This window comes from Acidisoma sp. L85 (assembly GCF_009765865.1).
GTDB lineage: Bacteria > Pseudomonadota > Alphaproteobacteria > Acetobacterales > Acetobacteraceae > Acidisoma.
Genome location: NZ_LMUQ01000073.1, coordinates 81188 through 107699, shown reverse-complemented (window position 1 = coordinate 107699; position 26512 = coordinate 81188). Strand labels below are relative to the sequence as shown.

General features: G+C 61.3%; 25 protein-coding genes. 13 read left to right on the top strand and 12 right to left on the bottom strand.

The genetic code is table 11. The annotated features are described in order from the left end of the window. Positions 1-161 precede the first annotated feature (161 nt). Positions 162-917: an SDR family NAD(P)-dependent oxidoreductase gene (locus GSQ83_RS24070; RefSeq protein ID WP_158805409.1), complete on the bottom strand. Its 756-nt coding sequence runs from the start codon at positions 915-917 to the stop codon at positions 162-164. A gap of 46 nt (positions 918-963) precedes the next feature. Continuing rightward, the gene (locus GSQ83_RS24065; protein ID WP_158805408.1) at positions 964-1665 is read right to left on the bottom strand and encodes a creatininase family protein; all 702 of its coding nucleotides are present in this window, start codon (positions 1663-1665) and stop codon (positions 964-966) included. 275 nt (positions 1666-1940) lie between these two features. On the opposite strand from GSQ83_RS24065, the gene GSQ83_RS24060 reads away from it, so the two are divergent. From GSQ83_RS24060 to GSQ83_RS24040, 5 genes are all read left to right on the top strand, one after another. Further along, positions 1941-3245, top strand: a complete 1305-nt coding sequence (locus tag GSQ83_RS24060; RefSeq protein ID WP_158805407.1) for a glutamine synthetase family protein — start codon at positions 1941-1943, stop codon at positions 3243-3245. Positions 3246-3309: 64 nt separating this feature from the next. Continuing rightward, positions 3310-3978 carry an isochorismatase family cysteine hydrolase gene (locus GSQ83_RS24055; protein ID WP_158805406.1) on the top strand — a complete coding sequence of 223 codons (669 nt, stop codon included), beginning with the start codon at positions 3310-3312 and terminating at the stop codon, positions 3976-3978. A 65-nt stretch (positions 3979-4043) separates the two neighbouring features. Continuing rightward, positions 4044-4979 carry a LysR family transcriptional regulator gene (locus tag GSQ83_RS24050; RefSeq protein WP_158805405.1) on the top strand — a complete coding sequence of 312 codons (936 nt, stop codon included), beginning with the start codon at positions 4044-4046 and terminating at the stop codon, positions 4977-4979. A gap of 132 nt (positions 4980-5111) precedes the next feature. Continuing rightward, positions 5112-6041: a ring-cleaving dioxygenase gene (locus tag GSQ83_RS24045; RefSeq protein WP_158805404.1), complete on the top strand. Its 930-nt coding sequence runs from the start codon at positions 5112-5114 to the stop codon at positions 6039-6041. Positions 6042-6082: 41 nt separating this feature from the next. After that, positions 6083-6697, top strand: a complete 615-nt coding sequence (locus GSQ83_RS24040; RefSeq protein ID WP_158805403.1) for an alpha/beta hydrolase — start codon at positions 6083-6085, stop codon at positions 6695-6697. 69 nt (positions 6698-6766) lie between these two features. On the opposite strand, the gene GSQ83_RS24035 is transcribed toward GSQ83_RS24040, so the two are convergent. Further along, positions 6767-8047, bottom strand: coding sequence for a cation:proton antiporter (locus tag GSQ83_RS24035; RefSeq protein WP_158805402.1), 1281 nt, complete (start codon positions 8045-8047; stop codon positions 6767-6769). Positions 8048-8266: 219 nt separating this feature from the next. Between GSQ83_RS24035 and GSQ83_RS24030 the strand changes: the two genes are divergently transcribed. Further along, positions 8267-9295, top strand: a complete 1029-nt coding sequence (locus GSQ83_RS24030; RefSeq protein ID WP_158805401.1) for a purine nucleoside permease — start codon at positions 8267-8269, stop codon at positions 9293-9295. Positions 9296-9470: 175 nt separating this feature from the next. Then, positions 9471-10442, top strand: a complete 972-nt coding sequence (locus GSQ83_RS24025; protein WP_158805400.1) for an alpha/beta fold hydrolase — start codon at positions 9471-9473, stop codon at positions 10440-10442. A 20-nt stretch (positions 10443-10462) separates the two neighbouring features. On the opposite strand, the gene GSQ83_RS24020 is transcribed toward GSQ83_RS24025, so the two are convergent. The 3 genes from GSQ83_RS24020 to GSQ83_RS24010 form a co-directional block, all read right to left on the bottom strand. After that, the gene (locus GSQ83_RS24020; protein ID WP_158805399.1) at positions 10463-11224 is read right to left on the bottom strand and encodes a phosphatase PAP2 family protein; all 762 of its coding nucleotides are present in this window, start codon (positions 11222-11224) and stop codon (positions 10463-10465) included. A gap of 221 nt (positions 11225-11445) precedes the next feature. Further along, entirely contained in the window at positions 11446-12189 is a 744-nt protein-coding gene (locus tag GSQ83_RS24015; protein WP_158805398.1) for a pyridoxine 5'-phosphate synthase, read from the bottom strand. Then, the gene (locus GSQ83_RS24010; protein WP_158805397.1) at positions 12177-12947 is read right to left on the bottom strand and encodes a 2OG-Fe dioxygenase family protein; all 771 of its coding nucleotides are present in this window, start codon (positions 12945-12947) and stop codon (positions 12177-12179) included. The genes GSQ83_RS24015 and GSQ83_RS24010 overlap by 13 nt, the downstream gene beginning before the upstream one ends. A gap of 190 nt (positions 12948-13137) precedes the next feature. On the opposite strand from GSQ83_RS24010, the gene GSQ83_RS24005 reads away from it, so the two are divergent. The 3 genes from GSQ83_RS24005 (at position 13138) to GSQ83_RS23995 (ending at position 16607) form a co-directional block, all read left to right on the top strand. Next, the gene (locus tag GSQ83_RS24005; protein ID WP_158805396.1) at positions 13138-13872 is read left to right on the top strand and encodes a cyclase family protein; all 735 of its coding nucleotides are present in this window, start codon (positions 13138-13140) and stop codon (positions 13870-13872) included. Between the two features lie 65 nt (positions 13873-13937). After that, positions 13938-14336, top strand: coding sequence for a hypothetical protein (locus tag GSQ83_RS24000; RefSeq protein ID WP_216850544.1), 399 nt, complete (start codon positions 13938-13940; stop codon positions 14334-14336). Positions 14337-14345: 9 nt separating this feature from the next. Then, a complete protein-coding gene (locus tag GSQ83_RS23995; protein ID WP_158805394.1) occupies positions 14346-16607 on the top strand; it encodes a N,N-dimethylformamidase beta subunit family domain-containing protein in 2262 nt (753 codons plus the stop codon). A 44-nt stretch (positions 16608-16651) separates the two neighbouring features. Here GSQ83_RS23995 and GSQ83_RS23990 read toward each other — a convergent pair whose 3' ends face one another. From GSQ83_RS23990 to GSQ83_RS23980, 3 genes are all read right to left on the bottom strand, one after another. Further along, entirely contained in the window at positions 16652-17692 is a 1041-nt protein-coding gene (locus tag GSQ83_RS23990) for a fatty acid desaturase (RefSeq protein WP_158805393.1), read from the bottom strand. Positions 17693-17798: 106 nt separating this feature from the next. Next, positions 17799-18005, bottom strand: coding sequence for a cold-shock protein (locus GSQ83_RS23985; protein WP_158805392.1), 207 nt, complete (start codon positions 18003-18005; stop codon positions 17799-17801). Between the two features lie 225 nt (positions 18006-18230). Next, a complete protein-coding gene (locus GSQ83_RS23980) occupies positions 18231-18971 on the bottom strand; it encodes an SDR family oxidoreductase (RefSeq protein ID WP_158805391.1) in 741 nt (246 codons plus the stop codon). A gap of 120 nt (positions 18972-19091) precedes the next feature. On the opposite strand from GSQ83_RS23980, the gene GSQ83_RS23975 reads away from it, so the two are divergent. After that, the gene (locus GSQ83_RS23975) at positions 19092-20015 is read left to right on the top strand and encodes a LysR family transcriptional regulator (protein ID WP_158805390.1); all 924 of its coding nucleotides are present in this window, start codon (positions 19092-19094) and stop codon (positions 20013-20015) included. A 17-nt stretch (positions 20016-20032) separates the two neighbouring features. Here GSQ83_RS23975 and GSQ83_RS23970 read toward each other — a convergent pair whose 3' ends face one another. Then, on the bottom strand, positions 20033-21268 hold the full coding sequence (locus GSQ83_RS23970) for an NAD(P)/FAD-dependent oxidoreductase (protein ID WP_174246734.1): 1236 nt from the start codon (positions 21266-21268) through the stop codon (positions 20033-20035). Between the two features lie 35 nt (positions 21269-21303). Further along, a complete protein-coding gene (locus GSQ83_RS23965) occupies positions 21304-22263 on the bottom strand; it encodes a sugar phosphate isomerase/epimerase (RefSeq protein ID WP_158805389.1) in 960 nt (319 codons plus the stop codon). A 522-nt stretch (positions 22264-22785) separates the two neighbouring features. Here GSQ83_RS23965 and GSQ83_RS23960 point away from each other — a divergent pair. Both GSQ83_RS23960 and fabG read left to right on the top strand, forming a co-directional pair. Beyond that, positions 22786-23787 carry a phosphotransferase enzyme family protein gene (locus tag GSQ83_RS23960; RefSeq protein ID WP_158805388.1) on the top strand — a complete coding sequence of 334 codons (1002 nt, stop codon included), beginning with the start codon at positions 22786-22788 and terminating at the stop codon, positions 23785-23787. 26 nt (positions 23788-23813) lie between these two features. Beyond that, positions 23814-24584 (top strand): 3-oxoacyl-ACP reductase FabG, encoded by a 771-nt coding sequence (gene fabG, locus GSQ83_RS23955; protein ID WP_158805387.1) that lies wholly within the window; start codon positions 23814-23816, stop codon positions 24582-24584. A gap of 50 nt (positions 24585-24634) precedes the next feature. Here fabG and GSQ83_RS23950 read toward each other — a convergent pair whose 3' ends face one another. Beyond that, the gene (locus tag GSQ83_RS23950) at positions 24635-26239 is read right to left on the bottom strand and encodes an APC family permease (protein ID WP_158805386.1); all 1605 of its coding nucleotides are present in this window, start codon (positions 26237-26239) and stop codon (positions 24635-24637) included. Positions 26240-26512 lie beyond the last annotated feature (273 nt).

Below are 26512 nucleotides of genomic sequence, written 5' to 3'. Positions count from 1 at the left end.
GCAGGCCGCAAAGCGAGTCAAACGATATACTGGCCGATCTTTTGTGACGAACCAGTAAGTGCTCGAAGACTGTTTAATTTGGCGGCAGCGAGCTTACAAAACAGGCAAGCCGCCGCAACAAAAGTCACCCTCAACTCTTGGACGCGCCACCGCGTGAGCCGTCATTTACCGCCGTCGACGCTCAGTGTCTGGCCAGTGATCCAGCTCGCGTAATCGCTTGCGAGGAACAGCACGGCGCTGAGGATGTCCTCGACGCTTCCCAGCCGCCGCAAGGCGATCCCTTCGATCAACCGCCGTTGGCCTTCCGGACCGTAGGCCTTCCACTGAAGCTCACTCGCCGGGTTGGAGCGGACGAAGCCGGGGGCGACGCTGTTCACCGTTATTCCGAAGGGTCCGAGTTCGTGGGCCAATTGCCGGGTCAAACCGATCTCGCCGGCCTTGGCTGCGGCGTAGGATTGGATGCCGGTCAGGCTTACCCCTAAACCCGCGCCGCTGGAGATGGTGACTATCCTTCCCCTCCCCGCCGCCTTCATGCTCGGGATGACCGCCTGGGCCGACACGAAGGCGCCCGTCAAGTTGACGGCCAAGATCGACTGCCATTCCTCCGGCGTGACCGCCTCAGCGGCCTTGCCGACCTGGCCGCGCACTCCGCCGGCGCTGTAGACGAGAATATCGACCCTGCCGAAGGCGCGGATGATGGCCTGCGTGGCGGCCACATCGGTTGTGTCCAGAACTTCCGTCACCAGGGATCCGCCATCGGTCGCCGTGAAGCGCCCCGTCTCCAGCAAGCCCTCAGCGTTGATATCGAGCGCCAAGGTCTCGGCGCCGAGGCCCGCGAAAGCCTGAGCAATGCCGCGACCAATGCCATGCCCGGCCCCGGTGACCACCGCGCGACGCCCCTTGAAACCGATGTGCATCAGGCGGTGGCCGACACAGCAGCTAGTCCGGCAAGAACCCCTCCCCTCACTCCCACGGTCCTTCGATGAAGGCGCGGGTCTCCTCGACGGCGACCTGCCAAATCGCCAGCATGTCCTCATCGCTGCGCTGATAGCGGCCGCCGAAATTGCCGTCACCAAGCGTCGCGCGCACTTCGCCGGCGTCCAAAAGCTTCAACCGGTCGAGATCGGTCATTGGCTTGGCTTCCTCCGGCCCACGCATATTAGGCAGCCGCGTCCAGGGGAAATTTTCCATCCAGGACGCATGTGACGCCACCGGGTCGGTCTGTTGCACCTTTTCCAAGGTTCGCGGCGCGTTCCACCAGCTATGGAACCGAACGCGGCAGCCGGGATTGTCCACCATCCATTCAGTTGCCAAGCTCGCGGCCGGTGTATTGCCACCATGGCCGTTGCACAGCAGGATGCGGCGAAAGCCGGCTCGGGCGAGACTGTCGAGAATATCCCGCACCACTCGCAGATAGGTTTCCATCCGCAACGTCACCGTTCCCGGATAAGCCAGAAAATAGGGCGTGATCCCATAGGCAAGAACCGGGAAGACCGGCACGCCCAGAGGTTCGGCGGCTTCGGCCGCGACGCGCTCGCTGAGTATGCTATCGACAGACAGGCTAAGCTGCGCATGTTGTTCCGTACTACCCAAGGGCACGACGCAGCGATTGCCGGCCTGCAGATAGCTCTCGACCTGCATCCAGTTCATCGTGTCGAGTTTCATGATATCTCCATCGCGAGCGGGATCGCTTACAGGCGCCGCTGGTCTTCGATCATCGGTTACGCGATCCGATCGACTGTCGGCAGACAAGCCAGACAAAGCTTCGCCTCCTCCGAGCGCGTTGGCAAGCCCTTGCCCGTGCGGCGCTGAAACGGTTGACTCCTCGCAGAGGGGCTGTGACAGGATGTGGGCCGACGGATGGCGTATCATGTCCATGACGCTCGTTTCAGCCGCAGCCGATGTCTGTGCTCCGGTCATATGGAAGTTTGGAGTACGGAATGAGGCGGGAGAAGCTTATATTTGTCGCGACCTGCGATCTTTCCGGACAGGTGCGAGGAAAAGCATTTCCCGTCGAGGACTTGCAGCAGCGGCTAGCGACGGGGGTCGGCTACACGCATAGCAACATCATGATGTCGGCGTTCGGTCCGATATTCTCGACGTCTTTTGGAACCGCTGGCGATTTGATGCTGGTGCCGGATCCGAGCAGTTTAGTCGATATTGCTTTCTCAGATGAGGATGGCGAGCGCTTCTGCCTCGGCGATCTCCTGACGATGGACCGGACTCCCTGGGAATGCTGCCCGCGCGAGTTCTTGAAGCGAGGGCTGGCAGCGCTGCGGCAAGAAGCCGGGGTCGAACTGATCGCCGCGTTCGAGCATGAGTTCGTCTACACTGGTATCGATGAGGCACTGCCGACAAGTTACGGTATCCGGCGGTTTCGCGGTCAGGGCGTCTTCGGCGAAACGCTGATGGGCGCGATTCGGTCGGCCGGCGTGATACCCGACAGTTTTCTGCCGGAATATGGGCTGCGCCAATTCGAGGTGACAGTTGGGCCAAAGCCTGGATTGCGGGCAGCGGACGAAGCCGTCATCGTTCGCGAGCTTACGCGCGCGGTGGCACACCAGCTCGGCCACGATGCCATCTTTGCCCCCATGATGACACCGACCGGCACAGGCAACGGGACCCATATCCATTTCAGCTTGCTCGATCAGGCGGGCCGCCCGGTCATGCCGGATGCATCCTCAACTCACTGTCTTTCCGACATAGGATCCGCTTTTGTCTCTGGTGTGCTGAGCCACTTGCCCGCCATAACCGCCCTTACCGCTGCTTCGATCGCATCCTACTATCGATTGACTCCAGGTCGCTGGGCGCCCACGCAGATTGACTTTCGCGACGGTGATCGCGGCGCCGCGTTGCGCTTGTGCCCCGTATTCGCACCAAGTTCCGCAGCCGATGCCGCACGCAAGTTCAACGTGGAATATCGCGTGGCGGATGCCACCAGCAGCCCGTATATGGCTCTCGGCGCCGTCGTTCATGCGGGGCTTGAAGGGATACGACGCAAGATGACTCTGCCCCGGCAGGCTCCGCCCCCTGGCCACGGCACAGGCGATAGTGACGCAGAGACATCGGGGCTGCCGACATCGCTCGATGCCGCAATCAGTCTACTTGAAGCCTCTGAGACGGTGCGCGAATGGATGGGACCGAGGCTGCACGCCGCCTATGTGCAGCTCAAGCGCTCCGAACTGGAGGCGCTCGCGGGCCTGAGCGAGCAGGCCGTATGCGACCGATACGTGCAAGTCTATTGAGCCCGCGAAGCCAGCATTTCATCGCCTGTAGTACAGTCCTATTAGCAATGTTGAAGAGGTAGGTATGAGTGCGCCCTCAGAATCAAATGCCCTCAGTCGCGAAGTTCCCATCGATCCGGCACACGCCGCTCTTCTGATTGTCGATGTCCAGAACTACAACGCCCGGAGCGACGGAGGCGAGTATAGCGGGATGACCGCCGCACAACGCGACGTGGTGTATGGCGAGTTTTTCCGTACGGCGAGCGAGATCGCGGTTCCCAATATGCGCCGACTGCAGCTTGCCTGTAGGAAGGCCGGCATCGAAGTTCTCTATACCGTCATCGAAAGCCTGACTAAGGACGGGCGCGATCGCAGCCTCGACTACAAAGTCAGCGGCTTCAATGTTCCGCGCGGATCGTGGGATGGTCGCGTTCTCGACGAAATCGCTCCGGTCGAGGACGAGATGGTGATTCCCAAAACCTCATCCTCGGTCTTCATCTCAACCAATATTGACTATATTTTGCGTAACCTCGGCGTGCGTTCGCTCATGATTGCTGGCATGTTGACCGATCAATGCATCGATTCCGCGATCCGCGATGCTTGCGATCTCGGCTATCTCGTCACCGCGGTCACCGATGCGTGCGCGACCCTGACGCGTGATCGTCACGACTGGACGTTCCGGTTGAATAGCGGATACTGCAGGCAAGTCACGACCGAGGCGATGGTGCGCGAGATTCAGGAGTTGACCGCCTGATCGCGCGAGCGAAGGAGGCGAAGCCTTCCGCTCGATAAGATCCGACCCGGGCGCGGGAGAAAACCGTGGGAACGCTGCCAGACTTCGAAGCCTGGGCAATCTTCTCGAAAGTCGCGGAGCGGCAGTCCTTTGGTCGCGCCGCGACCGAGCTCGGCCTTTCGAAGGCGACAGTCTCAAAAGCGATCGCTCGTCTGGAGGCCCGCATCGCAACACCCTTGTTTCACCGGACGACGCGGCGCCTCTCTCTTACGGAGGCCGGACGCCGAGCGTCTGAGGGCGCGGCGCGAATTCTAGCCGCTGGGCAGTCGGCCGAAGCGGATGCGATTGCGGAATCCGCGACGCCGCGCGGCACCGTGCACTTCGCGGTGCCAATGTCCTTCGGCGTAACCCATGTGGCACCGCTGCTGCCGTCGTTCCTCGAAGCCTATCCGCAAGTTTCTGTCGAATTGCATCTAAGCGACGACCAAGTCGATCTGATCGATGGCGGCTTTGATCTGGCCGTGCGGATCGCGACATTGCCAGACTCGACGCTCAAGGTCAGGCGATTGTGTCAGGTCCGTCGGCATCTGGTTGGCGCGAGGAGCTATTTCGACCGCGCCGGACGCCCCGAGCATCCTCGCGACCTCGAAACGCATGCTTGCCTCGGCTATGCCTACCTGCCGACGCGCGACCGTTGGCGATTCCTCCATGAGTCCGGCGAGGAGTTCGTTGTCACGCCGTCAGGGCCGCTACGGGCCAATAATGCGGATGCTCTGATGCCCGCACTGCTCGCCGGTCTCGGAGTCGCGATCCAACCAGAATTCGTCGTTTGGCGAGATCTGGCGGCCCAGCGGCTGGAGGCCGTGATGCCGGACTGGTCTTTGGCGCCCATCGCGGTGAACGTGGTCAGCCCGCCGGGCGGCCAGCGGCCTGAGCGCGTAACAGCTTTGGTCGGCTTCCTGGTGCGGCACTTATCCACCGTGCCGTGGGCAGTGGTTGATCAGGTGGAGGATGCTGCCTGAGGCAAAGGAGTCGGCATCAACTCAAATTGGAAACAAATAGTTTCGATTGTTTCTATTTTAGGGTCTGTTGAGAGGGCCCATTCTGTCGGTGGCGCGAGGCTTCAACATCCATGCGCTACGGAGATTCTCAACATGACAAGCGTTGGCCTTCACCATGTCACGGCGATCAGCGGCCCGGCTCGCCGCAACCTTGGCTTCTATACGGAAACACTTGGGCTCCGGCTGATCAAGAAGACCGTCAATTTCGACGATCCTGGAACCTACCACCTCTATTACGGCGACGAGGGTGGCCAGCCTGGCACAATCCTGACCTTCTTCCCCTGGAATCATGTGGCGCCGGGCAAGCCCGGTTCAGGTGAAACGCAGGAAACCGCGTTTCGCGTGCCTCGTGCGGCCATCAGCTTCTGGCTGGAGCGGCTGGTTGCGGCAGGCGCGCCGCATGAAGCCCCTGTTGCTCGCTTCGGCGAAACCGTTCTGGCCTTCAAGGATCCGGATGGGCTGTCCCTTGCCCTGGTCGGGGTCGATGGCATCGAGGACGAACCGGCCTTTGCCGCGGGCGGAGTGCCTGCTGCGCATGCCATCCGCGGTTTCCACGGCATAAGCTTGTTGCTGCGCGACATAGAGGCGACGGCTGGCATCCTGCGGGACGTCTTTGGCTTCACCCAGGAAGGTCAGGAGAACGGCCGGACGCGGTTCCGCGTCGCGGAGCGTCTCGGCGGTGTCGTTGATCTTCAGGCTGACGAGAATGCCCCGTCAGGCCGGATGGGCGGTGGCAGCGTGCACCATGTTGCCTTCCGCGCGGCCGATGACGCGGTGCAGGCCGCCATGGTTCGTAAGCTCAGCCAAAGCCACGGAATCCGAACGACCGAGCAGCTCGATCGTTGCTACTTCCGTTCCGTCTATTTCCGCGAACCCGGCGGCGTGCTGTTCGAGATCGCGACCGACATTCCTGGCTTCGCCGTGGATGAGCCACTCGCTTCTCTTGGGGAGGCTTTGAAGTTGCCGAGCTTCCTTGAGCGGGACCGGGCGCGGATCGAGAAGGTGTTGCCGGTACTAGCGTGAAGGCGAAGCGAGGCTGATAGCGCGAAGAAGGAATGACGCGCATGTCACAAACTACTCTGTCCTTCGTGCATCGGTTCCAGCCGGCGGCGGTCACCGGTCTGGCACCGCTGTTGTTGCTGCACGGCACTGGGGGCGATGAGACTGATCTTCTCGGCTTGGGCGAGCGCATCTCGCCCGGCGCAGCCTTGCTGTCGCCGCGCGGTCAGGTCCTGGAAGGCGGTATGCCGCGCTTCTTTCGCCGCCTAGCGGAGGGCGTATTCGACGAGGCGGATGTGCGGCGGCGCGCGGCCGACCTCGCCACCTTCGTCGTCGAGGCGCGTGACGCCTATGGCGTCTCGGCGCCGGTAGGGATCGGCTTCTCGAATGGAGCGAATATCGCCGCTGCCGTGCTGCTCCTTCACCCGGGCGTCCTAGCGGGAGCAGCACTGTTGCGGGCGATGGTGCCGCTTGCCGAGGCCCCGCCGGCAAAGCTTGCGGGAACGCCGGTTCTCATTCTGTCGGGCGCGCGCGACCCCGTCGTGCCGGCGGAAAATGCCGCGCGGCTCGCGGCAATTTACGCTGAGGCCGGCGCAGAAGTCCGACACGAGACGCTGCCAGCGGGCCATGGTTTGACCCAGGACGATATCTCGCGTGTCAAGATCTGGCTGGGACGATAAGGGACAGCCGATGCGTTCTGGCGAGAGCCGGAACGCATCGAATACTTTTTCTGGCTATGCGTTCGCTACTTAGCTGGGCACGCGCTCCAGGACCACGTGACCGATGCGTGGGAGCAGTCGCTGCAGCAGTGGACCCGTCATGACGGTTGTCACGACGGCCATGATCACCAGCATGGTGAAGACTTTCTGCGGCAAAAAGCCAAGGTCATAGCCGATATTGAGCACGATGAGTTCCATCAACGCTCGCGTATTCATCAGCGAACCAAGCAAAGTCGATTGCCAATGGCTCAGTCCGGATATGCGGGCCGCCGCGTAGACCGGCAGAATTTTGCCGAGGATCGAAATCACGAGGACGACCGCCAGCCAGCCGAGGTCAGAGACGGAAGAGAGGCCGAGCACGTTAGTACGCAAGCCGGTAAAGGTGAAGAAGACTGGCAGGAAGAACACCAAAACGAATTGTCCAACTTGCTGCTGCCAGGCCTCCACGAAATCCGTGTGACGGTGGAACATTAGGCCTGCCGCGAAGCCACCGAAGATCGTGAAGATGCCGATTCTATTCGTGAACAAGCCCAGCGCGAACATGACGCAAAGCACGAAGGCCATCAGGTTTGGCGCCAATGCGCCATTCCGCACGGGAAAGACCCGCAGCAGCCAATCCACTAGCGGCCGCAACAGGAACCAGAAGAGGGCAATGCCGGCCACAATGGCGATTGCTTTCCAAAGCAAGAATTCGCCTGATAGCCGCGAAGTCGCGTAAGCCGATATGCAAGCGAGCAGCAGCCAGCCGACCACATCGTTGATCGCCGCGGCCGAAATCGCGATGACGCCGATCGCATCTCGCGTCAGGCCGAACTCCCTCAGAATGCGACCCAGGATCGGGACTGCGGTGATGGCGACGGCGACACCACAGAACAGGCTATAGACAACGGGGTTAATTCCCGGCGCCAATGTCCCAGCAGATAAGAAGCCGAAGCCGAAGCCTAGGAGCAAGGGGGCTGTGACCGAGGCCGCGGCCACCGCGGCCGTTGCGGCGCGATACCGGCCTGAGCGCAGATGCGCGAAGTCGAATGCGGTGCCAATCTGGAACATCAGCAGGATCAGTCCGATCTGACTAATGATGGTGATCGGGGCACCCGCCTTACTGCCGAACAGGGCTATGGCCGTCTGCGGAAAGAAGTGGCCGAACAGCGACGGACCCAAGGCCAGGCCGGCGACGATCTCCCCGATGACGCCAGGCTGACCGAGGCTTCGCGCCAGGTTGTTGAAGAGCCGCGCAACGCCGATCATTACGATCAACTGAAGCAGAACCGAGAATAGCAGGGTCTCGGTCGCGTGCGTGGAAGCCGTCATGAAGCGATCCCAAATTGATTCGACAGTAGACGGAAAGGTCACAGCGAGCAGACCTCACTAGGCGGGCAACGCCGCCGCCCGCAACCATTCGTACTGTGCCAGCCGCCGTCCAGGCCAATGAGGGCCACACGGCCTCCCGATCAGGTTAGGCGGCCCGGCCGCTTGCTTCGCGTACCACCCCTCCTTCATGATCCGCGCCGATGTTTTCGAGGAGTTCATATGCGGCTGAAATTGTGGTTTGGGTGCATCATGACGGCGGTCGCCATCGCGACGGGAGCCGGGCGGAGCGCCGCAGCCGCCCCTATTCCCGTCAAGGTCATGATCATCTCGATGTTCGGACCGGAGGGCGAAGTGTGGCTCAGCCATCGCGACTTAAAGCAAACGATCACGGTTCCGGGCCTATCTCCGGACTATCCAGCGGTGCATTGCGGCCAGGATAGTGTCTGCCAACTCACAACCGGCATGGGGCATGCCAACGTGGCGGCCTCGCTTGCAGCCCTGGTCTATTCAAGGCAGTTCGATCTTCGTCACAGCTATTGGCTGATCGCTGGCATCGCCGGCATCAACCCGAAGGACGGAACGCTCGGATCTGCCGCCTGGGCGCGCTATCTCGTGGATTGGGGACTTCAGTGGGAGTTGGATGCAAGGGAGAAACCCAAGAACTGGCCGTCCGGCTATCTCGGGATCAATACGAAAAACCCCGCGGGGAAGCCGCCGCTCGATTACCGGACGGAGGTGTTTGAGCTTAACGGCGCTTTGCTACAGCGCGCATTCGCTCTCTCGCGTTCCGTGAAGCTCTCTGACAGCGCCGAAGCGCAGAAGGCTCGCGCGGCTTATCCGGCGCCAGGTAACCAGCCACCCTCTGTCATCGCGTGCGATACCCTGTCGGGCGACACCTGGTGGTCCGGCACGCATCTGGGCGATCGAGCCGAGGCATGGACGAAGCTGCTGACGAACGGTCTTGGCCACTACTGCACGACCCAGCAGGAGGACAACGCTGCATTTGAGATTCTCAAACGCGCCACCGCCGCGGACCTCGCCGACGATCAAAGGGTTGCCGTGCTGAGGTCGGGTTCGGATTTCGACCGACCGCCTAGCGGAGGGAGCGACGTTGACAATCTCCTTGACTACCAGAGGCAGGGCGGGTTCGTGCCGGCTGTCCAGAACCTCTATTTGGCCGGGAATCCATTGGTCGAGGCAATCATCGCCGATTGGCCGGCGTGGGAAGGTGGGGTGCCTGCGAAGTAGCCCGATTTTTGCTCCGGCTCGTCAAGAGAAGCCGTCAACTGGCGAGGGACGATCAGCCATGTGACAGTTCCGTGTAACTTCTCTTTGCACGGGGAGAGCACGATGGTAGCCGGTAGGCATCATGAATCTGGTCTCCCGGCAAAATGGATCGGCGCTCAGGCGCCGGCGATCTTGGATGTCTCCCGGCAAGGCTCTTCGCGGACGGGTCAGTGTTTTTGTGCGCGGCCACGCGGCCACCAGACCGCTCAGGCTGACAGACGGCGTGTTCGTAATGCCGGATGGCGCCCTCCTGCCGTATCGTGAATGGCTACCGCCCTGCGAACCGGCCGTCGTGGTGCTCGCCCTGCACGGCATCAATGACAGCGCCGATGCCTGGGAGATTCCGTCGGGCTTATTCGTGGACGCCGGAATAGCGGTGATCGCCCCGGACCAGAGAGGATTCGGAGCGGCGTCTGGTCGCGAGAAGTGGCACGGCACGGAAGTCATGGTGAAGGACGCTCTCGCCATGATGGCCCAGACCCGCGCGCGTTTTCCGCGGGCTCGTCTCTACCTGGCCGGAGAGAGCATGGGAGCGGCCGTGCTCATGGTCCTCGCGGCGGCCCACAAGCAACTAAAGGTCGATGGTTATATTTTCAGCGCTCCCGCTGTCTGGGGCCGGCGCGAAATGGCCGTTGGCTACCGGTTGTCGCTTTGGCTGGCGCATAAGACGGTGCCGTGGATGCGACTGAGTGCAACTGCTCTGGGCTTGCGGCCGAGCAACAATGAGGCGGCGTTGCGGGCCGTGGCCGGTCCTGGGCTCGCCCGACGCTCGGCCCGGATCGATTGCCTGAAGGGCTTGGCCGACTTGATGGACTCGGCCTTGGAGGCAGCTGGCAGGAATAACGCTCGGGCCCTGTTCCTCTATGGCGGCAAGGACCAACTGGTTCCGCAGCGGGCCATGGCGGCCTGCTGGAAAATCGAGCAAAAGACAAATGCTCGAAACCGGGTGTTTGCCTTTTATCCCGGCGGATTTCACTTGCTACAGCGTGACCTCGCTGGAGCGGTGGTGACTCGGGATATCGTCCACTGGCTGCTTGATTCCACAGTGCCTCTGCCCTCAGGCGCCGAGGCGCGAGCCGCCGACTGGCTCGAGAATCTGGCCGCCTGAGTCTGTTGGTCCGACGGCCGCTACTGTCCGCCGGCGTCAATGATTGGAGGAAGGCCGAGGACCTTGCGCGTTTCCGCGCGGGCGATCCTGAAATCCGTCAAGAACCTTGGCTGATGAAGAAAAACGCTATCGATGACGGTGCCAGCGATCCGGCCCGCTTCGACATCGGTCGGAAAATGCGCTCCAGCGACGACACGGTTCTGGCCATAGGTCGCCGCGCGCCGGAAGATCTCTACGGCATGTTCCGGGACCATTTTGGCCAGCAGGATAGCGGTCACATAGGCAAAGGTCGTGTGGCCGCTGGGGTAAGAAGGAGTGGCTTTCGGAGACACGATCGGCATGAGGCTCGAATCCACCATGAAGGGGCGGAGCCGGGCGAAGTGAGCCTTGGTCACGGTCACGACCTTGGCTTCGTCGGAGAATACGCGAAGGAAAAATTGGGTCGTGAAGGGCAGCTTCTCGGTCTTGAAGCTGGGCCCCATGACATCGGTAAAGCGGAAGACTGAACGCTCATGGTCGGCCTCGGCATCGACCACGTCGTCAGCATCGCGATCTTTCTGCGCTTGCATAACGGAATTCAGGTCGGCCTTTTCCTCGGGTGAACCGAGCGCGGGCGGAGGCGCGAGCAGATCGTTGAGATCGACCTGTGACGGCTGGATGTAATAGGTCTTCTCATAGTGAGGGGGGGCGCCGCGCGGGCCGGGAGAGTGTGCGGAGGCGCAGGTCGGGCCTGCAATCGCCAGCACGGCGACGATCGTAAGGCTTGGCCATGTCCGCGGCATTTTTCGTCCTGTGGCGATTGGAGTAGCTCAGCCTTGGGTTGCGCGGCCGATCATTGACCGGCCGGAAACTGCCATCAAGGCACTTCTTGGTAAAGCGACGACTAATGCAGGGCGCCGCTATCGCCACCTCGAACATGTGTCTGAAAATGTCTGGCCGAGCACCGCCAATCCGGGAACGCTATGTCGGGCCCAGGATAAAGCCCCTCGGCCTTCCGCCCTACTCAATGCTTGATTTCCAGCGCTTCGCGATAGGCGGTGATCGCCGCCGTCCATCCCATGAGCAGGGCATCGACTGTGAGTTCGTGCCCTATTGAAGCCTCACTGATCCGCGGCGCCGCAGCGACGAGGGCGGGTAGATTTTCAAGGTTCAGATCATGTCCGATATTAACGACTAGCCCCAGCTTGATCGCCTCTTCAGCCGCAGCCGCGCACGCGGCCAAGCAATCGGCGGGACGACCCTCGCGAAATGCCGCGGAATAATGGCCGGTGTAGATTTCAATCCCATGCGCACCGGCATCGCGCGCGCGCTGCGCTATCGACGGCTCCGCATCTACAAATACGATAGCCCGCGAACCGATGGACCGCAGTGTTTTCGAGGCCTCCTGGACGATTTGCAGCTGCGTCTCATCCAACCGCCAACCTTCCTCGGACGTAAGGACGCCCGGCGCATCGGGGACCAGAGTGCATTGCTCGGGCCGCACGACGCTGACGAGGTCGAGGAACGCTTTGTCCGGATAGCCCTCAATATTCAACTCGAAGCCCGGTCGCCAGCCGCGCATCAACTCGGCAAGAGCAAAGACATCGTCTCGCCGGATATGGCGTTCATCCGGTCGAGGATGAACCGTCAGCCCGTGCGCTCCTGCTGCATGTGCCAGTCTGGCGAAATGGCCAATATCGGGCACACCGGTACGGCGGGCATTCCGCAACAGGGCGATCTTGTTAAGGTTGACGCTCAGGCGTGCCATGAATGTCTCGCTACGCGACTAAAGGTTATGATTAGCACATCCCGAAAGGCGTGACGCAACGGGTCTAGCGGAAGAATAGCCGTTACCCCGTGATAGACGCGGCTGTCATCGAACCAAGCGGAATCCAACGGCCTTTCGAGCGCGAAGCGTCCCACGAGAGAGCGTTGCAAATCCACGATCTCGGTTTCGCCGCCGATCAAGTTCTGACGGCGCAATAACACGACCAATGCCCAGTCCACGCCGTCTCGATGAAGTCCTTCGGGCGTCGGACGGCCGGCATTGTCCGGATGCGCTTCAACCCGAAATTGGTGCATTTCAACGTGCCAGGCTTCGGGTCTCAGGGGCGCGGGGGTGAGTCGAGTAAACAGCGCCTCGCTGGCGCGAAAAATGTCCTGCGTTAACCTGTGCGTTGCGATCGCGTCAGTGACTGGCTCAAACCATCGGTCTTTACCGCCATTGAGTGGATTGAACTCGCGGCTTTGATAGTGCGGCTGATGAGGCTTACGCTCGAAACCCTGAGCTGAGCCATTGAACGCGGCAAATCGCCGGCGGCGGTATCGCCCGCCATCCGCCATATAGCGATCGTCGCCGAGGTCGTTCCAACTCCGAGCAAAATCCTCCCACTCTTCCGGATCGATTGCCCCGAGAGCCTGGTGCATCGTTGCGGCGGGTGCAAAGGCAAATCCTGCGTCATCGAGAGCGGCTTCGACCTCGGCCACGGGAGCACTTTCAGGCCGGGGACGAATTTGGGTATACATGGAACCGGGCACGCCTTCCATCTTGTCAGTCTCGCCCGCCTTCTGCGGTCCGCCCTAGTTTGCAACGCTTCCGCGTATCGTTACCTAGGATTAGGCCACAACCGAGTCATGCTCATGGCGCAGGCGGAAGGCGCACGAGTTCCCGGTTTCGGCCCAAGACGAGGCATTGCACAGATTAGGACACTAATTCATGACCGATTCTCACGTTGCTGCCCTGGGCAGCCTGATCCGACAGATGCGTAGTGTGGATCTGGCGCCGAAGCTTGAACGGGGCGTGCCCAAATTTCCTACCCACCCTCATATGGTGATCGATCCCACGGTCATTCACGCGCGCGACGGCTATTACTGCCAGACTCTTTCTCTCGCCGAGCACACCGGCTGCCATGTCGATGCGCCCGCTCATATCCATGCGGACCGCATGAACGAGACGATCGAGACGATTCCGGTCGATCGGCTCATCACCACCGCGCGTGTCTACGACTTCTCAGATCGCGACTGGAAGCCGGGTGAGTTGCTCACCTGTCAGGACGTGCTCGATTATGAGAGCCGCCATGGCGCACCCGTTGATCAGGACGAGATTGCATTGGTGAATTTCGGTTGGCTCAAGCGCTTCTGGGCCGTCGATGCGCGCGCCCATTTCTATGCGCGCAATCAGCCCGGTATGAACGAGGACGTTGCGAAGCTGTTTCGCGAACGTGGTGTGCGCGCCGTCGGTGCTGATACCATCGCTTGCGAAATGGCTGGCGTCGACAACAAATGGGGCGATGCACCCGGCCACGACCGGCACTGGCTACCGCAGGGAATCCTTATCCTGGAATGCGTGGCGCGGCTGGAGCAGTTGCCACGCAGCTGCTTCCTCTTCGCGGCGCCTCTGCCGATCCAGAATGGATCGGGCTCCCCCTTGCGGCCGGTCGCTTTTTTCTGATCGTAATGCCAGGTGGACTTGAGGGCGATCGCGGCTTTGTGGTGTGATGTGAAGGCATCGGCGCGTTGGAACGGCTGGCCCAACGGCGGCGTATTACGGGCTTCTCCGTTCCGCACAAGCTGGAGGGCGAGATGAGATACAAGATCGATCCTGACTCAGATCGAGTCTTCATCGAAGAGTTTCGCCGCAATCCGGTGGGTAACCATAGCCCCGGCCTCATGCGCGTCCTCAACACGCTGCGTTACGATCCAAGTGGACGGCAGATCGTGCTCTTTTGCCGCAAGCCATTCGCTGAATGGCAGATCGGGGAGATGCCGGCGGACCGGCGGGAACCGCTGGTGTTCGAGGACAGCCCTATTTTCACCAATCGCGACGAGGCGGAATGGGAGATCTTTCGCCGCCGGTGGCGCGCCGCCACGGGCGAAGACATCAACCTGCCGCTCAAATCACCCGAGAACGCGTAGGACTGCCTCATGCTCAAGATCGTAGGCTATCCCGATCGCTACAGCGTCGCGCCCGGAGAGAAGATCGCTTTTCACATCTCGCTCGAGGAAGGCGAAGCCTATGAGGCACGTCTCGTCCGCGTGCTCAATGGCGATAGCAACCCGAATGGCCCTGGCCTCGACCTTCCTCATCTGCCAAGCGAGGTCGATGGGCATTATCCGGGATCGGTGAAGCGAGCGGATGCCGGCTCCTTCATGCTGGTGGAAGGCTTCCCTCCCCTCGCCGCCTATGCTGCCTTCAGCTTTCGCGCGGTGGTATGGCCGACACTCACCGCGCGCTACTCTCAGGTCGTGGCGGCCCATTGGGATGCGGAACGAGGCGCGGGTTTCAAGCTCACCGCCAGCGAAGGTCGGCTCAGCCTCGCGATCGGCGATGGAATGGGCAGCGTGGTCGAGGAAAGTCTCGATGCGAGAATGCTGGATCGCAAATGGTACGTGATTTCTTTTGCAGTAGATTTGGTGGTCGGCCGCTTCCACCTCTCACAGCAAGCGCTGCAAGCAGATGCTGGCGTTTTCGATAGCGGGTATCGTGAAGGCGCCTTGAACGCGGTGCTCGGCGTGACGACGGGCAGTCTAACTTTTGCCGGAGCCTCTATGGCTGACGGCACAGTCGGCGAGCATTTCAACGGCAAAATTGACGGACCGGCTCTGTTCGAGGGTTTCCATGACGCGGTCTCTCTTGCCGCCGCTGATGTCGCCGCTCTCTCCCCGATGCTCGCCGCCACCGCGCTCGGCGCCTGGGACTTCTCGGACGGCATCAGGACAATCCGGGTCACCGATCGGAGCCCACTTCGCCGGACCGGTGTCCTTGTGAACCTGCCGGCACGCGGCATGCGCGGACCCCATTGGACGGGGACCCATCATAGCTGGCAGACGGCCCCGGCCGAATATGGCGCCGTCCATTTCCATGAGGACGACCTCTATGACGCCGGCTGGCCGGCCGACATCACCTGGTCCGTGCCGGAGGATGCGCGCAGCGGCGCCTATGCGCTGCATCTGCGGTGCGGCGAAAACACCCACGACGCAATGCGGGAAACTTACATCCCCTTTTTCATTCGCCCGCCTCGTGCCGCCACGGCCCGCAAGAACAGGCCAAAACTCGCGTTCCTGGCGCCAACGGCCTCCTACATGGCCTATGCCAATCACGGCGAGCACATCACGGTGCGCGGCGTCGAGCGAATGATGGGACGGCTGCTGCATTTTGGGCATCAGGATGTCTATCTCTACGACCATCCGGAGCTTGGCCACTCCCTCTATGACAAGCATGCCGACGGGTCGGGTATCTGCTATTCCAGCCGGGTTCGTCCAAATATCAATTGCGCACCGCGCTATCACTCCTGGCTCGGCGGTGACGGTTCCAGCCTCTATCAATATAATGCCGATACGCATTTGTTCGGCTGGCTTGCCCATCATGGCGTCGATTACGACGTCATCACGGATGAGGATTTGCACCATGAGGGCTACGAACTTCTGAAAGACTACCGCGTGGTAATGACGGGCTCGCATCCCGAATATCATTCGACCCAGATGTGGGACGCGATGAAGGCCTGGCTCGATCGCGGTGGCCGCCTCATGTATATGGGCGGCAATGGCTGGTACTGGCGCATTGCCTTCCATGATGATCTGCCGGGCGTCATCGAGGTACGGCGGGCTGAGGACGGCATCCGGTCATGGGAAGCCGACCCCGGCGAATATTATCATTCCTTCAACGGCGAATATGGCGGCCTTTGGCGGCGGTGCGGGCGCCCGCCGAATATGATGGCCGGCATCGGTTTCGTGGCTCAGGGCTTCAACGTCTCGTCCTACTACCGACGTGCTCCGGACGCGGAAAACCCCCGTGTAAGCTTCATCTTCGATGGCGTTCCAGATGAGATCATCGGCGACTTCGGCCTGATCGGCGGCGGCGCTGCTGGTATCGAGCTCGACTGCATCAATCGACTGCTGGGCTCCCCGCCAAACATCCTGCGTCTTGCTTCCTCCGAGGGGCACGGGGCGCTGATGCTTCTCGTCAACGAGGAATTTACCGCGACCCAGCCGAATCTCGGTGGTGACCAGAACGAACGCGTGCGCGCCGACCTCACCTTCGCCGAAACACCCTCAGGCGGCGCGATCTTCGCAACGGGATCCATTGCCTGGATCGGATCGCTTCCCAGCCACGGCTATGAGAACAACGTCTCCCGCATCACGCTCAACACGCTCCGGCGGTTCTTGGAGGAGCAACCCTTTGGCTGACACCTCGCATTGAGTGAAGGCATCGGCGCGTGGCGCGGGGGAGGCTAATCCGCGGCGGGAGCACTCGATCTCAGGCTCCGGAATGGCAGCATCTTCCGATGCTCCGCGTCCCAAAGCGCCAGCCGCGCGCATTTCAGACTGTCACGCAGCGTCAACCGGGGGACCGAATGGAATTCAGGATTCGCCTCGTGACACTCGCGGAGCCGGTAATTCGGAATGCGGCTGGATAGATGATGGATGTGATGGAAGCCGATATTGCCGGTGATCCAATGCAGCGCCGGCGGAAGGTCATAAAAGGACGCACCCTGCAGGGCGGCGGCCCGAAAATCCCAGTTTGGGCGACGCTCCCAATAGGCGTCTTCGAACTGATGCTGGATATAGAAGAGCCAAACGCCTATCGTGGCGGCCAGCAGTAGGACCGGCAAACATCCGAGCACCGCCGGAATCGGTCCTAAAGTAAGCGCCAAGGTGCCCAGCACAGCGCCGATCGCGGCATTGGTGCCCATGACGCTGAGCCAGTTCCGCCAATGGCGGCGTGGGCCGCCGCTCGGAATACGATGGCGAATGAGAAAGAGCCAGGCCGGCCCGATACCGAACATCACCAGCGGATGACGGTAGAGCCGATAGGCCAAGCGCCCTCGCGCCGACAGGGCCGCGTATTCCACGACGGTCAGGGTCGAAACATCGCCCACGCCGCGCCGATCAAGGTTTCCCGCGCTGGCGTGATGCACAGCATGGCTACCCCGCCAGACCGTGTAAGGCGTCAAGGTCAGCACCCCGAGCATCCAGCCAAGGAGATCGTTTGCCCAGCGCGATGAGAAGAACGAGCCATGCCCACAGTCATGCTGGAACATGAACAACCGCACCAGCAGCACCGCGCCAAGGGGGAACAACAGCAGCCCGAGCAGAATGCCGTGATCGAGCGCTGTTAGGATTCCGGCGACGACGAGAAGGAAGGGCAAAACTGTGGTCAACAACTGAACCAGCGCGCGGCGCGCGTCAGGCTTCAGATATGGCGCCACCATCAGCCGCCATGCAGTGTTATCGGCGGCCGTCACATCCGATACGGCCTCAGGAGCGGACATGCTTGCTGCGGGTCGATCGGCTTATTGGGATGAGTCTCATCATAGAAACAAACTCGAGCGTGAGAATGCGCGCTGGCGCGCATTCTCAGCCCGTGTCTCAGGCGTATTAGCTAGTCACAAGATTGACGGCGGAGCTTTTCCCGCCCTGGCCCTGCTCAATGTCGAAGGACAGCTTCTGCCCATCCGACAAAGTCGCCATTCCCGCACGCTCGAGCGCGGAGATATGAACGAAGATGTCCTTGGAACCATCGTCAGGCTGAATAAAGCCGTAGCCCTTCTGCGCGTTGAACCACTTAACCGTACCCTTAGCCATGTGCCACTCCATGCGATAAATTCCGCCTATGCGCTCTCGCACAGACGGGCCGACCTCGGTGATAGGACTGGGGAACCGGGTTCGACGCTTGCAGCGGACGAATTACGGACCTGATCAACAACAGGCTGACGCCGTTCTAATAGGGCGCGTCGCCTCCGGCCGCAAGGCCGTCCCGCCTCTCTCGACGAGATTGGCTCGCGATAACGCCAGCAACGGGGAGCGCGATTAGATGATGCCACCATTGGCGCGCAGGATTTGACCATTGATCCAGCTACCATCCGGACCCGCGAGGAAGGAAACGGCCGCCGCGATGTCGGTGGGCTCGCCCAGTCGCTCCAGCGGCGCAAGCCTTGCCAGCCGATCGACCAGTTCCTGAGATTTTCCGTGGAGAAACAGGTCGGTGGCGGTCGGGCCGGGAGCGACCGCGTTCACCGTGATGTCCCGGCCGCGGAGTTCCTTGGCCAGGATGCTCGTCATCGCGTCCACGGCCGCCTTGGTGGCGGCATAGACTCCATAGGTCGGCTGAAGCAGGCCGACGACGCTCGAAGAAAAATTGATGATGCGCCCGCCGTTTCGCAACCGTTTGGCGGCCTCGCGCAGGGTGTTGAAGGTTCCCTTTAAATTAACGGCGATCTGTCGATCGAAAGCTGCATCCTCGGTATCCGCGAGGCTCGACAGGGTCATGATACCGGCATTGTTGACCAAAATGTCCGCTCCGCCGAGTGCGGTTTCCGCTGTATCGAACAAACGGCGCACGGCCTGGGGGTCGCTGACGTCGGCAAGCGCTGCCAGAGCCCGGCCGCCTGCCTCTTCGATCTTGCGAACCACCGCCTCGGCGGGCGCGGCCTGGCCGGAATAGTTCACCACCACGGTAAAGCCGTCCCAAGCGAGCCTTTCGGCCACGGCCGCGCCGATACCACGCGACGCCCCGGTCACGATTGCTACTTTATTTGTCTGCTGGGTCATGCCGCTCTCCCTGTTTCTTCGCCCCGTCCGAGGGGTGGAAAGCATTAGCGCGACGCCTTGGCCGGATAATCAGGCGATTTCGAGCTACACCATTCAGCAAGACGAACAATGAGGGGCCGCATGGACCGGTATGAGGCGATGCGGGTCTTCATCCGCATCGTGGAGCGACAGAGCTTCACACGGGCGGCCGAAGACCTCAGCCTGCCGCGGTCAACAGTTACCGAGGCCGTCAAGCAGCTCGAGACGCGCCTTCGCGTAAGGCTTCTGCAACGGACCACCCGCCACGTGAGCCCTACTCTGGACGGCGAAGCCTATTACAAGCGCTGTCTGATCCTGCTCGCCGATCTAGAAGACGCAGAGGCGGGGTTCCGGGATGCCAAGCCACGCGGCCTGCTGCGCGTCGATATCCACGGCACGCTGGCACGCCACTTCGTCGTGCCGGGTCTGCCCGCGTTTATCGCCGAATACCCCGACCTGCAGCTCTATCTGAGCGAAGGGGACCGTCTGGTCGATTTAGTGCGGGAGGGGGTGGATTGCGTGCTGCGCGTTGGAGAGCCGCAGGATACGGACATGGTCGGTCGGCGTATCGCCTTGCTTGAGGAGGTGACACTGGCGAGCCCCGAGTACCTCAGCCGATGCGGCACGCCTGGATCGCCAGACGGTCTCGGCGGGCATGCGATGGTCGGCTTCGTCTCCTCCGTGACAGGCGCCGTAATTCCTCTGGAATTTAGGCTCGACGGCGCGCTCCGCCAGGTTGCGCTCCCCGCTACAGTCTCGGTTGCAGGTGCGGAGACCTATGTCGCCGCCGCGAAGCTTGGCCTCGGACTGATACAAGTTCCGCGCTATCACGTCGTGCGACACCTCGCGCTGGGCGAGTTGGTCGCGGTCCTGGAGGATTTCCGACCACCGCCGAGCCCCGTCACGTTGCTCTACCCCCGCAGCCGCCAGCTCTCCCCGCGTTTGAGGGTCTTCGTGGATTGGTTGACGCGAGAATTTCGACTTCGCGCGGGCGGGCCAACGATGAGCCTGCCGGTTCACCTTTGACGGATTGCACCCAGCCTTTAGGGGAGGAGCGATTTCAGCTTCACGCCCGGATCCGCCAGTTGGGCCGGGTCAGAATGCGCACGGCGCTGGATTAGCATCTCCGCCAACCTGATGTCGCGCGCGACCTTGGAAACCGGGCCGACACCGCTCGCCGCGACAAGCCGGCCATCAGCCTTGAGGTGGAAATAGAGCCGGCCGCCGCCACCCACGTCGCGCAGCACGGTAATCTCGCCCTCATCGGGCATCCCGGCGATCTGCAGCGTCTGGTCATGCTGATCCGACCAGAACCATGGAACCGTGTCGTATTCCTCGGTGCCTCCCAGCATGGAGCCTGCCGCATGCGCACCCTGGTCCTGCGCGTTGCGCCAAGCCTCCAGCCGCATCCGGCGACCATCGTAGATCGGATGGGGAAAGGAACAGCAATCGCCCGCCGCCAGGATATCAGGGTCGGTGGTGACAAGCCGGCCATCAACCCGGACGCCATTCTCCGTCTCAAGTCCAGCTGCTTCGGCAAGAGTGGTCTGCGGAATTGCGCCAACGCCTGCGATTATGGTGTCGCATTCGAGCCGCCGACCATTCGCGAGCGTTACAATCTCGACGCTACCCTCCCGCGTGATGAGCGTCAGGCCGATGCCGGTGATGATCTCGATCCCGGCTCGACCATGGCGCTCGGCGACAACGGCCGCGATTTCGGCTGGCACCGCGCGGCCCAGAATGCGCGGTGCCATCTCAACGACGGTGACCGTGCATCCGCGCTCCAAGGCGCTTGCTGCGATCTCCAGTCCAATGAAGCCGCCGCCGATCACCACAAGGCGGGTGGCAGGCACCAGCCGGGCACGCATCGCAAGCGCATCCGCGAAAGTACGCAGGTAGAGGACATTTTCGGGGCCCGCACCGGGAACAGTGAGCCGTCGCGGGCGGGCACCCGTTGCCAGCAACAGCTTGGCATAGGGAATGCTGCGGCCATCATCCAAGGTGACATCATGGGCAGCGCGATCGATCGCGATGACCGCTGCGCCCGCGATATGCACGATGCCTTTTGCTGCAAGCCGCGCCTCGTCGAGGATGAAGGCGGCCTCTGGCTCCGCCTCCGATGTCATCGCGTGCTTGGAAAGCGGCGGCCGCTCGTAAGGAAGATGAGTCTCCTCTCCGATGAGCGTGACCGGCCCAGTGAACCCTCGCTCGCGCAGCGAGGTCGCGGCGCGCGCCCCCGCCTCCCCCGCTCCCACGATGACCATTCCTGCAACGCTCATCGCCTCGGTCTCCCAAGTTCCGCCGAAACGCGCCTTCAGACGGCCTGTAACATGAAATCGGAGACTTCCGTGGGCGCTACCGCGTTCAGGAGTTGTACGGAACGGCGTGCCCCTTCCATACGGGAAAGAAGCACATCCTCATGCTCGATCGAAAGCCAGCCATCATAGCCGACCATCCGGAGGCGATAGCAGAACTCGCGCCACCAGGATTCGTCGTGCCCGTAGCCGAGAGTGATGTACGTCCAGGACCGCGCCGGAATATCCGTCAAGGAGCCGTTTTCCAACAGGCTGGTCGTCGCCTGTTTCACCTTGTTGAGATAGACATCCTTGGCATGCACGTGGAAGATCGCCTCTCCCAGCGCATCCACGGCGGCATGCGGATCGGCGCCCATCCACATGAGATGACTCGGATCGAGGTTCGCACCCACAACCGGACCGACCTCTACACGCAAGCGCAGCAGCGTCGGCACGTTGTAGACGAGTTGGTTGCCGTGCAATTCAACACATAGCTTGACGCCGTTCTCCTTCGCGACCTTTGCGAGATCGTGCCAGTAAGGAAGTAGCTTCTCCTCCCACTGCCACTTCAAGATCGCGCCGGTCTCGGGCGGCCAGGAGGAGACGATCCAATTCGGTGTGCGGTCCTCAGGCCCGCCAGCCGGGAGCCCGGACATCAGGCAGACCTTGCCGATGCCCAGCTGGCCGGCAAGTCGCACCGTGTCATACAATGTCGCGGTCTGCCGAGCGCCATCAGTGGGATGGAGCTGGTTTCCGTTGGCATTAAGCGCGATCAGTTCTAGCCCGCGGCTCTCGAAGGCGCTCAAAAACGTCTTCCGCGCCCCTGCGTCGCCGCGCAGTTTTGCCAGGTCCAGATGCGGCGCCGAAGACCAGTTGCCTGCATTGACCTCGACGCCGCTCAGGCCGAGCCCTGCGGCCGCATCGAGCATTCCCTCGAAGTCCAGATTGGCGAGGGAATCCGAAACGATTCCGATCTTCATAGTCCTAAAACCTCTTCCATCTCAGAAATCTTGATGCGCCGCATCGTTCAGCGGAACGTTCTCTGTTCGCAATGTGCCGAACGCACCATGCTCTTCGACCCGCTGGTCGTAACCGGAGCTTGAATAGCGACTACTGGAAACTTGGCTGCGACTTGAGCGCATCCATTCAACGGCGCGACCGCCGCAGCGCCGATCCGCGCAGTCGGCTACAGCCGCGCGCTGTGGTGCCCTCATCGGCCTCCCCTTTTGTCGTTTCTAGATCGCGCCTCGGTCGCCGATTGCATCGAACCATAGAACAGTCATCAAGTAAATCAAATTATCTCTTCAAACCACCAGCACTGCATCATCTGCCAGATTTCTCTTCGTTTTCCGATGATGGCGGATTGATTTTGGCTAGACGGTCTTCGAGTTTGATGTGAATTACATCATTTTGTTGCGAGGAACGACGTCGCGCTCCGACTTTACAATGGAGAAGCCCGCCGACCATACTTCGCCCGGTTCCCTGACGGTGACCGGAGGCAGATGACAGTCCAATATGGTCCGGAAGTGCTTGCCGACCTGGACCTCGCAATTCGCGCTGCCTTGCCGTCATGGTCGCTTTCCAGCGACGCAGAAATCGGCCTCCTCAACATCTCAGAGAATGCCACGTACCGTATCGATGACACCGGCACCGGCCGGTCCGTCGTGCTGCGCGTTCATAGGCTGGACTATCACAAGGCGCAGGAAATTCGCTCTGAGATCGATTGGATCGAGGCATTGCGGGCTGAACGCGCCGTGGAGACGCCCGCGCCGCTGCGTGGCGCAGACGGAACCTTCGTGCAGAGTCTGCCATCGTTATTCGGCTTTCCGACACGCAGTGCGGTTGCCTTCGAGTTCGCGCCCGGTCGGGAGCCCGCCGCGGATGCCGATCTTCCCGGTTGGTTCCGCACTCTTGGTGCGCTGACTGCAAGGATGCACAGCCACGCGCGCGGTTGGATTCCGCCTGGGGGGTTTCAACGCAAGATCTGGGACTTCGACAGCATGTTCGGGACGCAAGCCTATTGGGGTCCATGGCGTGCCGGCGTTGGGCTGGATGCGGCGGGAACCACCCTTATGGACCGCGCCGTGATGCTCATCCGCACGCGGCTGGAGCGGTTCGGCCGCTCACCCGAACGCTTCGGTCTCATCCATGCGGATCTGCGGCTCGCAAACCTCATCGTCGATGAACCGCACCTGCGCGTGATCGACTTCGATGATTGCGGCCTATCCTGGCGGCTGTATGACTTCGCGGCTGCCGTCAGCTTCTTTGAGCATGAACCCATCGTGGACGAGCTGCGCGAGGTCTGGGTGGACGGTTACCGTTCCGTCGCGCCGCTTTCGCAAGAGGATGCCGACGAACTGCCGATTTTCATCGCCATACGCCGTTTTCTTCTAGTCGCCTGGATTGCATCACATTCCGAGGTGCCGATCGCGCAGGAACTCGGCGCTGGCTATACGGCAGGCGCTTTGACGATGGCGGAGAAACTGCTGTCACGGTATTCTTGAGTGTCACCGGATAAAGGAAAACCGCCATGTTCGCTCCGCTGAGCGGTCGATCCGTCATCGTTACCGGAGCCGGGCGCGGCATCGGACGCGGCATTGCGTTACGGTTTGGCATCGTCGGCTGCCGCATCCTTCTCGTCTCACGCACCGCGGCTGAGATAGAGCGGGTAGCTGCGGAGATCAGCAGCGTGGGCGGTACTGCAGAAACTCTCGCGGCAGATCTCTCTACCGAAGGCGGCGCCGCTGCGATGGCGGCGGCTGCCATGGAGCACTTTGGCGGCGTCGATATCCTCTGTGCAAATGCCGGCATATTTCCGTCCGCCACTCTCGATGTCATGACGGCCGCGGATTTCGACACTGTCATCAACGCGAATTTGCGGAGCACCTTCCTTTCCGTTTCGGCTTGCCTCCCCGCCTTGAAAGCCAAGGCGAAGGGGCGGATCGTTCTGACATCCTCGATCACCGGACCCGTCACAGGTTATTCCGGCTGGTCGCATTACGGAGCGAGCAAAGCCGGTCAACTCGGCTTTATGCGCACGGCCGCGATTGAGCTTGCGCCGTTCGGCATCACGGTCAACGCGGTGATGCCGGGCAACATCATGACCGAGGGGATGGAAGCCATGGGCGTCGAGTATATAGCGAATATGGCGGCCTCAATCCCGCTCAAGCACCTTGGAACAGTGAAGGATATTGCCAACGCAGCGCTGTTCTTCGCGAGCGACGAGGCCGGCTACGTCACGGGTCAGACCCTGATTGTCGATGGCGGCCAGGTTCTTCCTGAGTCTCTCGCCGGGCTTTAAACGACGAAGGCCGCTGTCGGGCCGCCTTCGCGGCTTTCCAGTTCTCCGCTTTACCGCCTGGCGCTTGCCTCGGCGGCGTGCAGTGGCCCGTCCGCACCTTCGGGAAAGCCCTCATAGATCATGCGGCCGATCTGGTCATAGCGGGATGGGTCCCGGCTCTTGAGATAAAGCGCGCCAAGAATGCCAAGAACAATGACACCTCCATCAATCCACGGGATCCAGGCAGCAAATGAAAAACCACCGCCGAGGAAGCCCATATTGGTAAGGCAGAGATAAAGGACATAGGCCTGCGACAGGAAGGCGAGGATGGGCGCAAGCATCGTCTGCCACCAATGATGGTCATTGGGATGCTGGCGCTTGAAATAGACTACGATCGCGACCGATACGATGGCCTGGGCGAAGAGAATAATGATGGTGCCGAGCAGCGCCATGAGGCCGTAAAGCTCGCCATAGGCTTGTGTCGTCGGATCCTTGGTGCCACCGAAAATCGCGAAAAGCAGGACGATGATGATGCTGGCGCTGGTTTGCACGAGCGACGCAATATGCGGCGTCTTGAACCGCCTGTGTGTGCGGCCGAGGGCCTTGGGCAGGATCCTCTCACGACCCAGCGCGTAGAGATAGCGCGACGCCGTATTGTGGAAGGCCATGCCGCAGGCGAAGGACCCGGTCAGAATGAGATAGCTCATGATCGCAGTCGACCAAGGGCCGATCAGCTTGGTTGAAGTCGTGAAAAAATACTCCGCCGCATTGCCTTGGGCCGCACCGACGGATGCATCGGTGGTGCTGTAACCGGAGATCGCTGCCCAACTCGTGATGGTGTAGAGAATTCCAAGGAACAGGACGGAAATATAGAGCGACAACGGCACAATCCGCTTCGGATTGCGGGATTCCTCAGCATAGTTGGGAGCTGATTCAAACCCGACCCAGGACCAAAATGCGAAAAAGAGCCCAATGCCAGCGGCCCCGGCTGCAAGCTTGGCGGATGGATTGCCCGGATAGCCGAGGAAGGCGTTCAACGGATTAATCGCCGCTCCCGTCACCGTCGCGCCGTGTCCCGATTTCGAGAAGACACCGACATCGAAAATGAGCAGCATCGCGACCTCGGCGATAAGCGCGACGCCCAGGACCGCGGTTGAAATCTTCACGTCTAGGTAGGTCAGCACAAAGATCAGCAGAACCATGGCCAGCGCGAGCCAGGGCCAGGCGACGTCGATACCGAATTGGTGTAGCTTGAGATTGGCGAAATAAGCGAAGCCACCGGCCAGCGAAGGCTCGAATACCGCATAAGCGACGACCGAGGCGAAGCCCATCCCCATGCCTAGCTCGCGCCCAAGCCCAAGGCTGATAAACGAGTAGAATCCCCCCACAGAGGTGACCTTTCTGGCCATCGCCGCATATCCCACCGAGAAGATCAGAAGGATCACGGTCGCGACCAGAAAAGCCGCAGGGGCACCGACGCCGTTGCCATTGCCGACCACGATTGGCGTGTTCAGCAACATGGCGGTGATCGGGGCCGCACCCGTGACCGTAAGGAACAACACGCCGATGAGACCAACCGCCTTCGAATGCAATAGATCGACGTCGCCGCGAGTGGTTACATCAAGGTTGTTTGCGCCCTGTTTTCCGGCTACGGCGCCAGAACTCGAATTTGCCATTTCAGAAACCCCAATCATCGCTGCGCGACTCACGATAGCCTGATGCGACCGGAGCGCGATCCCGCATGCCAGCGTCCCATGTGCCATCGACTGAAGGACGACCCTACGAACGACCTTTCAAGGATCATAGCTTTTTGAGTCTGATTCTCGAGAAAAATGAGGGCTCGTGGACGACGACTGCACAATTCGCGTGCTCGCCTATGGATTCCTGCTTAATGCTTCAGCAACCGAGCCAGTTCCCCATCCCTCGCAGAGCTGCGTTACTGTGGCTCT

What these genes read in the sequence shown, in the direction of transcription:
- GSQ83_RS24070 (WP_158805409.1), bottom strand. Translation starts at nt 917, where the DNA reads ATGCACATCGGTTTCAAGGGGCGTCGCGCGGTGGTCACCGGGGCCGGG.
- GSQ83_RS24065 (WP_158805408.1), bottom strand. Translation starts at nt 1,665, where the DNA reads ATGAAACTCGACACGATGAACTGGATGCAGGTCGAGAGCTATCTGCAG.
- GSQ83_RS24060 (WP_158805407.1), top strand. Translation starts at nt 1,941, where the DNA reads ATGAGGCGGGAGAAGCTTATATTTGTCGCGACCTGCGATCTTTCCGGA.
- GSQ83_RS24055 (WP_158805406.1), top strand. Translation starts at nt 3,310, where the DNA reads ATGAGTGCGCCCTCAGAATCAAATGCCCTCAGTCGCGAAGTTCCCATC.
- GSQ83_RS24045 (WP_158805404.1), top strand. Translation starts at nt 5,112, where the DNA reads ATGACAAGCGTTGGCCTTCACCATGTCACGGCGATCAGCGGCCCGGCT.
- GSQ83_RS24040 (WP_158805403.1), top strand. Translation starts at nt 6,083, where the DNA reads ATGTCACAAACTACTCTGTCCTTCGTGCATCGGTTCCAGCCGGCGGCG.
- GSQ83_RS24035 (WP_158805402.1), bottom strand. Translation starts at nt 8,047, where the DNA reads ATGACGGCTTCCACGCACGCGACCGAGACCCTGCTATTCTCGGTTCTG.
- GSQ83_RS24030 (WP_158805401.1), top strand. Translation starts at nt 8,267, where the DNA reads ATGCGGCTGAAATTGTGGTTTGGGTGCATCATGACGGCGGTCGCCATC.
- GSQ83_RS24025 (WP_158805400.1), top strand. Translation starts at nt 9,471, where the DNA reads ATGTCTCCCGGCAAGGCTCTTCGCGGACGGGTCAGTGTTTTTGTGCGC.
- GSQ83_RS24020 (WP_158805399.1), bottom strand. Translation starts at nt 11,224, where the DNA reads ATGCCGCGGACATGGCCAAGCCTTACGATCGTCGCCGTGCTGGCGATT.
- GSQ83_RS24015 (WP_158805398.1), bottom strand. Translation starts at nt 12,189, where the DNA reads ATGGCACGCCTGAGCGTCAACCTTAACAAGATCGCCCTGTTGCGGAAT.
- GSQ83_RS24010 (WP_158805397.1), bottom strand. Translation starts at nt 12,947, where the DNA reads ATGTATACCCAAATTCGTCCCCGGCCTGAAAGTGCTCCCGTGGCCGAG.
- GSQ83_RS24005 (WP_158805396.1), top strand. Translation starts at nt 13,138, where the DNA reads ATGACCGATTCTCACGTTGCTGCCCTGGGCAGCCTGATCCGACAGATG.
- GSQ83_RS23995 (WP_158805394.1), top strand. Translation starts at nt 14,346, where the DNA reads ATGCTCAAGATCGTAGGCTATCCCGATCGCTACAGCGTCGCGCCCGGA.
- GSQ83_RS23990 (WP_158805393.1), bottom strand. Translation starts at nt 17,692, where the DNA reads ATGTCCGCTCCTGAGGCCGTATCGGATGTGACGGCCGCCGATAACACT.
- GSQ83_RS23985 (WP_158805392.1), bottom strand. Translation starts at nt 18,005, where the DNA reads ATGGCTAAGGGTACGGTTAAGTGGTTCAACGCGCAGAAGGGCTACGGC.
- GSQ83_RS23980 (WP_158805391.1), bottom strand. Translation starts at nt 18,971, where the DNA reads ATGACCCAGCAGACAAATAAAGTAGCAATCGTGACCGGGGCGTCGCGT.
- GSQ83_RS23975 (WP_158805390.1), top strand. Translation starts at nt 19,092, where the DNA reads ATGGACCGGTATGAGGCGATGCGGGTCTTCATCCGCATCGTGGAGCGA.
- GSQ83_RS23970 (WP_174246734.1), bottom strand. Translation starts at nt 21,268, where the DNA reads ATGAGCGTTGCAGGAATGGTCATCGTGGGAGCGGGGGAGGCGGGGGCG.
- GSQ83_RS23965 (WP_158805389.1), bottom strand. Translation starts at nt 22,263, where the DNA reads ATGAAGATCGGAATCGTTTCGGATTCCCTCGCCAATCTGGACTTCGAG.
- GSQ83_RS23960 (WP_158805388.1), top strand. Translation starts at nt 22,786, where the DNA reads ATGACAGTCCAATATGGTCCGGAAGTGCTTGCCGACCTGGACCTCGCA.
- fabG (WP_158805387.1), top strand. Translation starts at nt 23,814, where the DNA reads ATGTTCGCTCCGCTGAGCGGTCGATCCGTCATCGTTACCGGAGCCGGG.
- GSQ83_RS23950 (WP_158805386.1), bottom strand. Translation starts at nt 26,239, where the DNA reads ATGGCAAATTCGAGTTCTGGCGCCGTAGCCGGAAAACAGGGCGCAAAC.